This is a genomic window from Nocardia wallacei (genome assembly GCF_029869545.1).
GTDB classification, from domain to species: domain Bacteria; phylum Actinomycetota; class Actinomycetes; order Mycobacteriales; family Mycobacteriaceae; genus Nocardia; species Nocardia wallacei_A.
The window spans coordinates 1-10,129 of record NZ_JARWQD010000299.1; the positions used below are offsets into that span (position 1 = coordinate 1).

1 protein-coding gene is annotated in these 10,129 nt (G+C 71.2%); it reads left to right on the forward strand.

The features are described from left to right. On the forward strand, positions 1-9,718 hold a 9,718-nt coding region (locus tag QH290_RS26205; protein WP_425303655.1), incomplete at its 5' end, for a non-ribosomal peptide synthetase. Positions 9,719-10,129 lie beyond the last annotated feature (411 nt).

A 10,129-nucleotide genomic window follows, 5' to 3' on the forward strand; every position in this document is an offset into this window, starting at 1 on the left:
TGCGGCGGTTCGGGAGGTGGATCTGGGTGCGTTTTCGCATGCGGAGTTGCCGTTCGAGCGGTTGGTCGAGGTGTTGGATCCGGTGCGTTCGCAGGCGCATCATCCGTTGTTCCAGGTGGCGTTGTTCTTCCAGAACATGGAGCAGCCGCCGCTGGAGCTGCCCGGCCTGACCGCGACCGCCGTCGAGGCCGAGGGCGCGGTGGCCAAGTTCGACCTGCAGCTCACGGTCGTGCCCCGGGAGAACGACGGTGTGCCGGAGGGCTTTTCGGCACTGTTCACCTACGCGGCCGACCTGTTCGACGCGGCGACCGTCGAGGTCTTCGCCGAACGCCTGACGCGGGTGCTGACCGCGGCGGCCACGGACGCGCACCGGCCGGTCGGTGCCATCGAGCTGCTGAACGACGCCGAGCGCGAACGGATTCTCCACGGCTGGAACGACACTCGACATCCGGTCGAGGCCGAACTGCTGCTGGACGGCTACCGCCGTACCGTAGCGCGGCGGCCCGATGCGGTGGCCGTGACGTACGAGGGCTCGTCGCTCACCTACGCCGAGTTCGACGCCCGGGTGAATCGGCTTGCGCGGCACCTGATATCGCAGGGTGTCGGCCCGGAATCGCTGGTGGGGCTGGCGGTCCGGCGGTCGCTGGACCTGGTGGTCGGGATGTATGCGATCATTACGGCCGGTGGTGCGTATGTGCCGCTGGATCCGGATCACCCGGCCGAGCGCATCGGACATATTCTCGACACCGCCGATCCGGTATGCGTGCTCACCACCTCCTCGACCGAGTCGGGGGCCGAGCGCGAACGTGGTGTGGTGCTGCTCGATGAGCTGGATCTGTCCGGCGTTTCGGTGGATCCGGTGACGGATGCGGATCGTGTCGCGCCGCTGCGCTCGGACAATCCCGCGTATGTGATCTTCACGTCCGGATCCACCGGCCGCCCCAAGGGCGTGGCCGTGTCCCACGCGGCCATTCACAACCAGATCGAGTGGATGCTCGCGCAGTATCCGCTCGGCACCGACGACGTGTACCTGCAGAAGACCGCGACCACGTTCGATGTGTCGCTGTGGGGCTACTTCCTGCCGCTGCGCGCCGGGGCCCGGCTGGTGGTGGCCACGCACGACGGCCACCGCGATCCGCGGTACGTCGCGGAAACCATTGCGGCCGAGCGGGTTACGGTCACCGACTTCGTGCCGTCCATGCTGACCGTCTTCGCGGCCCAGCTGGCCGCCGGTACGTGCCCGACGCTGCGGGACATCTTCGTGATCGGTGAGGCGTTGCCGCCGGAGACGGTGGATGCGGTGCGTGTGGTGTCGGATGCGCGGGTGCACAATCTGTATGGTCCGACCGAGGCTGCGGTGTCGGTGACGTACTGGCCCGCCCAGGGTGACGATCGGCCGACCGTCCCGATCGGGTTGCCGCAGTGGAACACCCGGGCCTACGTGCTGGACGCCAGGCTGCGCCCGGTCCCCGCGGGTGTGCCGGGCGAGCTGTACCTGGCGGGTGATCAGCTGGCCCGTGGGTATGTGCGGCGGCCGGATCTGACGGCGGATCGGTTCGTGGCGAACCCCTTCGGGGATATGGGGGCGGCCGGGGCCGGGGGTGGAATGGGGGCGGCCGGGGCCGGAGGTGGAATGGGGGCGGCCGGAGGCGGTATCGGCAGCCGCATGTATCGCACTGGTGATCTTGCCGTGTGGCGCGAAGCCGAAGGTGAGTTGCCAGCGCGGCTGGAGTACTTGGGGCGCACGGATTTTCAGGTGAAGTTCCGTGGTCAGCGGATCGAATTGGGTGAGATCGAGACGGCGCTGCTCCGGCAGCCGACGGTGAGCCAGGCCGTGGCCGCGGTGGTGTCGTCGGCGCTCGGCGATCAGTTGGTGGCCTACGCCGTACCGACGCCGGGCGAGTCGATCGAGCAGGCGGATCTGCTCGAGGCGGTGGCGAAGACCCTGCCGTCCTACATGGTCCCCGGCGCGATCGTGGCGCTGGATGCGCTGCCGCTCAATGCCAGCGGCAAGCTCGACCGCAAGGCCCTGCCCGCGCCCGAGTACATCGGCCGCGAATTCCGCGCTCCCGCAACACCGATCGAAGAGATCGTGGCGGATATCTTCGCCGACGTACTCGGCGCCGAACGCGTCGGAGCCGATGACGACTTCTTCGCCCTGGGCGGCAACTCGCTGGTCGCCACGCAGGTGGTGGCGCGGCTGGGCGCGGCCGTCGACGGCCGGATACCCGTGCGGGCGCTGTTCGAGACGCCGACGGTCGGCGCGCTGGCGGCGGCGATCGAATCCCGCACCCACGATCGGCGGGGCGTGCGACTGGGCACCCTCGAGCGTCCGGAACGGCTGCCGCTGTCGCTGGCGCAGCAGCGGATGTGGTTCCTCAACCGCTTCGATCAGGATGCGGCCACGGCCGGATCCGCGGCGTACAACCTGCCGTTCGCGCTGCGCTTGACCGGTGCGCTGGATGTGCGGGCGTTGTCGCAGGCGCTGGACGACGTGGTGCTGCGGCACGAGGTGTTGCGCACGGTGTATCCGGAGACGCCGGACGGGCCGGTGCAGGTCGTGCTGCCCGCGACGGCGATCGCCCACCACGAGGGGGATGCCGCGCGCGTCGGCTGGATGTCGGTGGCGCCCGAACCGATCACCGCGGCCGAGGTGGCCGCCGCGGTCTACGAGCTGGCGGGCACGCCGTTCGACGTGACCGCCGACGTGCCGATTCGAGTGCGGCTGTTCGAGATCGCGGATACCGCAACGGATTCGCCGACCGAGTACGTGCTCGCCGTCGTCGTCCACCACATCGCGGCGGACGGTTCGTCGATGGCTCCGCTGGTGCGCGACGTCATGACCGCCTACGCGGCCCGCGGCGCCGGTGCCGCGCCGGGCTGGGCGCCGCTGCGGGTGCAGTACGCCGACTACGCGCTGTGGCAGCGGGCGGTGCTGGGCGTGGAGTCCGAGGCGGATTCCATTGCGGCGCAGCAGATCGCGTATTGGCGGCGGGAGCTGGCGGGGCTGCCGGATCTGCTGGAGCTGCCGACGGATCGCCCGCGGCCCGCGGTGGCCTCGCTGCGGGGCGGCCGGGTCGACGTCCGCATCGACGCCGCGACCCATGCCGGACTGAGTGAGCTGGCGCATGCCCACGGCGCGACATTGTTCATGGTGGTGCATACGGCCTTGGCGGTGCTGCTGGCGCGCCTGTCCGGAAGCGGTGACATCGCGATCGGTACCCCCGTGGCGGGGCGCGGTGAGGCGGAACTCGACGACCTGATCGGAATGTTCGTCAATACCGTCGTATTCCGGACGCGGCTGGATCCCGGCGATTCGTTCACGGATCTGCTTGCGCGACAGCGCGAGACCGATCTGCAGGCGTTCGCGCACGCCGACATCCCGTTCGAGCGGCTCGTCGAGGTGCTCAACCCGCCGCGGTCGACGGCGCATCACCCGCTGTTCCAGGTCGGCCTGTCGTTCCAGAATCTGGCGCGCACGGCGGTGGAGCTGCCCGGGCTGAGCATCGAGGGCGTCGACGCGGATCTCGAGGTGTCGCAGTTCGATCTGCACCTGATCGTCGCCGACGGCTACGACGAGCACGGCCACCCGGCCGGAATCGGTGGCCACTTCACCTATGCCACGGACCTTTTCGATGCCGCGACCGCGGCGGGCTTCGCGGATCGGTTGTCCCGCATCCTGTCGGCGGTGATCGCCGACGCCTCCACGGCGGTCGGCGACCTGCCGCTGCTCGACCGTGACGAGCGCAACCGGGTCCTCGTCGCCCCGAATGCCACCGGATACCCGCTGAATTCGGGCGCGCTGAGCGCGATCGGATCCGACGGCGGCGCCCTGCACACCCTCGACGCGCTGCTCACCGCCAGTGTCACGGCCTGTTCGGATGCGGTGGCGCTGGTCGCCGACTCCGACGAGCCGCTCACCCTCACCTACGCCGAACTCGGTGCCCGCGTGAACCGCCTTGCCCGGCACCTGATTTCGCTGGGCGTCGGCCCGGAGTCGCGCGTGGCACTCGCCCTGCCCCGCTCGGTGGACCTGGTGGTGGCGATGTACGCGGTCTCGGTCGCGGGCGGCGCGTACGTGCCGGTCGATCCGGATCAGGCCGCGGAGCGCGTGCGCTACATCCTGGAAACCGCCGCCCCGGTGTGCGTCCTGACGACATCGCCGGTCGTCACCGATGCCACCGGTCTGAATCCCTCCGCCGCAACGGCGGGGCGGGTCGTCGTGCTGGACGAGCTGGACCTGTCGGATTATTCCGGCGCCTCGCTGACCGACGCGGATCGCCTTGCCCCGCTGCGCCCGTCGAACACGGCCTACGTGATCTTCACGTCGGGCTCGACCGGCCGCCCCAAGGGCGTGGCGGTGCCGCACGGCGCGATCGTCAACCAGTTGCTGTGGAAGAGGGCCGAATTCGGCCTGCACCCCGATGACGCCGTGCTGCTGAAAACCGCCGCGACCTTCGATCTGTCGGTCTGGGAGTTCTGGTCCGCCGCGGTGTCCGGCGCGCGCCTGGTGATCGCCGCGGCGGACGGGCACCGCGATCCGGCCTACCTGAACGAACTGATGGCGCGGGAGTCGGTGACCACGCTGCATGTCGTGCCCTCGATGCTCGACGCACTGCTCGCCGATGCGGCCGCCCGCGGGCCCGGCGACGCCTATCGCCAGTCTGGCATCCGGCCCGCGCCCGAGCGGCTGGGGATCGCCGATTCCGCAGTGGCGCTGTGGAAGTCGCTGCGCCGGGTGCTGGCGATCGGCGAGGCGCTGCCGGGTGCCCTGGCCCAGCGGTTCCGGTCGGCGCACCCGGATATCGACCTGTTCAACCTGTACGGCCCCACCGAGGCCGCGGTCTCGATCACCAACCACCCCGTGTCCGATGCCGATCGGATGTCGGTGCCGATCGGCCTGCCGGAGTGGAACAGCCAGGTGTACGTGCTGGATTCGCGCCTGCACCCGGTGCCGGTGGGCGTCTCCGGTGAGTTGTACCTGGCGGGCGCGCAGCTGGCCCGCGGCTACTTCGATCGCCCCGATCTGACCTCGGACCGCTTCGTCGCCAACCCGTTCGGCGTCCCCGGCGCGCGGATGTACCGCACCGGAGACCTGGCGGCGTGGAACGCCGACGGGGAGCTGGAGTATCGGGGCCGCACCGACTTCCAGGTGAAGGTGCGTGGCTTCCGCATCGAGCTGGGTGAGATAGAGGCCGCGCTGCTGGCGCTGCCGGAGGTCGGTCAGGCGGCGGTCGTTGCCAAGCGCGACCGGCACACCGGCGACCGCCTGGTGGCCTATCTGGTCGCGAGCAACGGCGAACTCGATGCGGCGCAGGCGAAGTCGGCCCTGAGTGCCGGGCTGCCGTCCTACATGGTGCCGTCGGCGTTCGTCGTGCTGGAGGCGCTGCCGCTCACGGTGAACGGCAAGCTGGACCGTAAGGCGCTGCCGGACCCGGAGTTCGAGGCGGCGGTCTACCGGGCGCCGTCGACCCCGATCGAGGAGATCGTGGCGGGCACGTTCGCCGAGGTCCTCGGCGTGGAGCGGGTGGGCGCCGACGACGATTTCTTCGCCCTCGGCGGCAATTCGCTGCTGGCCACCCAGGTCGCCGCCCGGATCGGCGCGGCCCTGGACTCCCGGGTCTCGGTGCGCAGCCTGTTCGAGGCGCCGACCGTGGCCGCCCTCGCCGTGGCCGCCGAACAGTCCGCCGGGGCGGCGTTGCCGCCGCTGACCGCCCAGCCGCGCCCCGAGCGCATCCCGCTGTCGTTCGCGCAGCAGCGCATGTGGGTCCTCAATCAGTTCGACACGGCCGCGGCGGTGTACAACATTCCGGCGGCCATCCGGCTGTCGGGCACCCTGGATCCGGCCGCCCTGCGGGAGGCCGTCGCGGACGTCGTCGCGCGTCACGAGATCCTGCGCACGGTCTACCCGCTGACCGGCGAGGGCCCGGTACAGGAGATCCGACCGGCGCACGCGATCGATATCGACCTGACCTCGATGCCGGTGTCCACGGCCGACCTGGCGGCGACGGTGGAACGGGTGATGACGCAGGGTTTCGACGTCACCTCCGAGGTGCCGTTCCGGATCGCGCTGCTGCATCCGGCACCGGAAACCGGTGCGGCGCAGGATGTTCCCGACGACTACGTGCTGGTCTTCGTCGCCCACCACATCGCCACCGACGGTTGGTCGATGGGCCCGCTGACCCGGGATCTGATGCTGGCCTACGCCTCTCGCAGCGGTGGCGAGGCACCGGCGTGGGCGCCCCTGGGGGTGCAGTACGCTGACTACGCGCTCTGGCAGCGCCGCGCCCTCGGCTCCGAGGACGATCCGGATTCGCTGCTCGCACAGCAGGTCTCCTACTGGCGGCGCGAGCTGGCGGCACTGCCCGAGCAACTGGATCTTCCGGCCGACCGGCCGCGCCCGGACGCGGCCTCCTATCGCGGTGCCACGGTGGAGTTCGAGATCGAGCCCGGCCTGCACGCGGATCTGAACCGCGTTGCCCGCGAGCATCATTCGACGCTGTTCATGGTCGTGCACGCCGCCCTCGCGGTGGTGCTCGCGCGGCTGTCGGGCACCCGGGACATCGCGATCGGCACGCCCGTCGCCGGGCGCGGCCACGCCGCCCTCGACGACCTGATCGGCATGTTCGTCAATACCCTCGTGCTGCGCACCGAGGTCGATCCGGCCGCGACGGTCGGTGAGCTGCTGCACGCCGTGCGCCGCACCGATATCGCCGCGTTCGCCCACGCGGACGTCCCGTTCGAGCGGCTGGTGGAGCTGCTGGATCCGGTGCGCTCGGCGAGCCGGCATCCGCTGTTCCAGGTGATGCTCACGTTCCAGAATCTGGCGCCGACCGACCTGCGGCTGCCCGGCCTGACGGTGTCGGGGGTGGACGCCGCGACACCACCGGCGAAGTTCGACCTGCAGGTGACCCTCGCCGAGCGCATCGGCGATTCCGGTGCGGCACAGGGCATCTCCGCCGCCCTGACCTATGCCACCGACCTGTTCGACGCGGAGACCGTGGCGGGATTCGGCGAGTACCTCCGCCGCGTCCTCGCCGCGCTGGCCCACCCCGCCACGGCCGTCGGGGATATCGAGCTGCTGACCGACGCGGACCGGGATCGGGCGCTGCGGCAGTGGAACACGCCCCCCGCCACGCCGCGTACCGCGACGGAACCGGCGCTCGTCGCGCTGATCGACGAGCAGGTACGCCGCCGTCCCGACGCGGTGGCGGTCCGTGCCGGGGCCACGACGCTCACCTACGGGGAATTGGACCGTCGCGCGAACCGGGTCGCCCGCGCGCTCATCGCGCAGGGCGTAGGCCCGGAATCGCTGGTGGCCGTCGCTGTTCCGCGCACCGAACTCCTCCCGGTCGCGCTGCTGGGCGTGCTGAAGGCCGGGGGTGCGTACCTGCCGATCGATACGGCCTATCCGGCGCAGCGTCTGCGGTTCCTGCTGTCCGACGCGGCACCGGCCTGTCTGATCACCACCGAACCGGAACGGAAGGCACTGCCGGACACGGAGACTCCGGTGCTGCTGCTCGACGAGCTGCCCGATCTCGACGACTCCCCGGTGACCGATCGAGACCGCCGCGCTCCGCTGCGGCCGGACCACCTCGCCTACGTCATCTACACCTCCGGGTCCACCGGTGTACCCAAGGGCGTCGGCGTCGCGCACCGAAATGTGTTGCAGCTGCTGGCCAACGCGCAACCGCTGTTCGGATTCGACGAGACCGATGTGTGGACGCTGTTCCACTCCTTCGCCTTCGACTTCTCGGTCTGGGAGCTGTGGGGCGCGCTGAGTTCCGGCGGCAGCGTGGTCGTGGTCGACTACCTGACCTCCCGCTCCCCGGAGCAGTTGCGGGAGTTGCTGATCCGCGAACGCGTCACGGTGCTCAACCAGACGCCGTCGGCGTTCTATCAGCTGATCGCCGCCGATCGGGCCGCGGACCCGGGCGATTTCGCGCTGCGCCACATCATCTTCGGCGGCGAGGCGCTCGACGCCCGGCGGCTCGAGCCCTGGCACGGGCGGTACCGCGAGGCGCGGCTGGTCAACATGTACGGCATCACCGAGACCACGGTGCACGTGTCGTTCTACGTACTGGACGATCAGGCGAGCGCGGCCGGTGTCATCGGCCGCGCGCTGCCCGGCCTGGATGCCCATGTGCTCGACGAGCGCCTGCACCCCGTCCCCGACCGGGCGCCGGGTGAGCTGTACGTGGCCGGTGGCCAGCTCTCGCGCGGGTATCTGGGGCGGCCGGGCCTCACCGCGGCCCGTTTCGTCGCGAACCCGTTCGGGCCGCCGGGATCTCGGCTCTACCGCACCGGTGACGTGGGACGCCGACAGTCCGGCACGACCGCGAACCTGGAATACGCCGGGCGCAGCGACCAGCAGGTGCAGCTGCGCGGATTCCGGATCGAGCCCGGCGAGATCGAGGCCGCGCTGCTGCGCTGCGCGGGCGTCGGCCAGGCCGTCGTGATTGTGCACAATGATCCCCGCGCCGGTGACCGGCTGGTGGGATACGTGGTGGGCGAGGGCGATTCGCGGCCGGACCCCGCCGGGCTGCGCGCCGAGGTCGCCGAGTTCGTCACCGGCTACATGGTGCCCGACGCGATCACCGTGCTGGACGCGCTGCCGCTCACTCCGAACGGCAAGCTCGACCGCCGCGCCTTGCCCGCGCCGAAATTCCACGGCGGCACCACCTTCCGTGCCCCGGCGACCCCGGCCGAGCAGACGGTGGCGGAGGTCTTCGCCGAGCTGCTGGGCGCCGACGAGGTCGGGGCCGACGACGAATTCTTCGCGCTCGGCGGCAATTCCCTGCTCGCCACCCGGGCGGTCGCGCGGTTGCGCGAGGCCACCGGCGTGCGGGCCGAGGTGGCGTGGTTCTTCGCCGACGCCTCCGTGGCCGGTCTCGCCCGCCGCATCGACACGCACGCCGCGGGCGCCGAGGACGATTCGGCCTTCGGCGTGCTGCTGCCGCTGCGCTCCGGCGTGGGCGATCCGGTGTTCTGCATCCATCCGATGTACGGACTCGCGTGGGCCTATTCCGGTCTGGCGCAGTACCTGTCGCAACCGCTGTGGGGCCTGCAGTCTCCGGCGCTGGCCGAGGACTACGTCCCGGAATCGCTGCGGGACATGGCCGTTCGCTACGTGGCGGAGATCCGGGCGGTGCAACCGCACGGCCCCTACCGGCTGCTGGGGTGGTCGCTGGGCGGCGTGCTGGCGCACATCGTCGCGACCGAACTGCAGGCCGCCGGGGAGCAGGTGTCGCTGCTGGCCATCCTGGACGGCTATCCGCACCTGAATGTCGCCGACTTCCACACCGCGGTGCGCGACGCCCTCGCGGAACTCGGCCTCGCCGCCGACGTGCTGCCGCCGGGGGGCCTGGGCGAGCTCGGCGACGAGGCAGTGGCCGCGCTGCACGCCGCCATCCCCGCGGACCTGGTCGCGCTGACGCCCGAGCGGGTGCGCCGGATCTACCGCAGTGCGGTGCGCTCGGCCGAGCTGGTGGCCGACCATCGCCCGGCCGTGTTCCGCGGCACCGTGCAGTTCTTCCGGGCGGCGGCCGACACGCGCAATGCCGCGCGCGGGCTGGCCGTCGCCGATTGGGAGCCGTACGTGGACGGCGCGCTGGTCGAGCGGCCGGTGCCGGTGACGCACGAGGAGCTGGCGGGCCCGGCGGCGACGGCGGAGATCGGCCCGATCCTGGCCGCGCTGCTCGCCTCGGACGGGCGGTGACCGGGGCCCGGCGTCCCACCGTGCCGGTATCGCTCCGGTACCGGACAATGGTCTAATTCCGGTGCGGCTCGCCCCCATCGTCCCGGAGTTTCGCGTGGTCGCGTAACACGCCCAGGCCGCGTTCGATGGATGAAGGGGGTGGCGCCGCGCAGGCGCATGAGCAACAGCAGGCAGGGTGAGATAGACGTGTTTCGGGTGGTCGGGCAGCACGAAGCGGCTTCGGAAGCGGTTACCGCATGACCCGCCCGGCCCGCGTTCGCCCGGTCCGCACCCGTCGTCCGCGTGTCACGACGCTGCCGCAGCTGCTGGCCACCGCCGTGGAGGTGGACCCGACCGCCACCGCCCTGGTGTTGGCCCCCCCCGCGGGGCCGCGGCGCGGGATGTACAAATGCCCGCACCACGGCCCGGGCA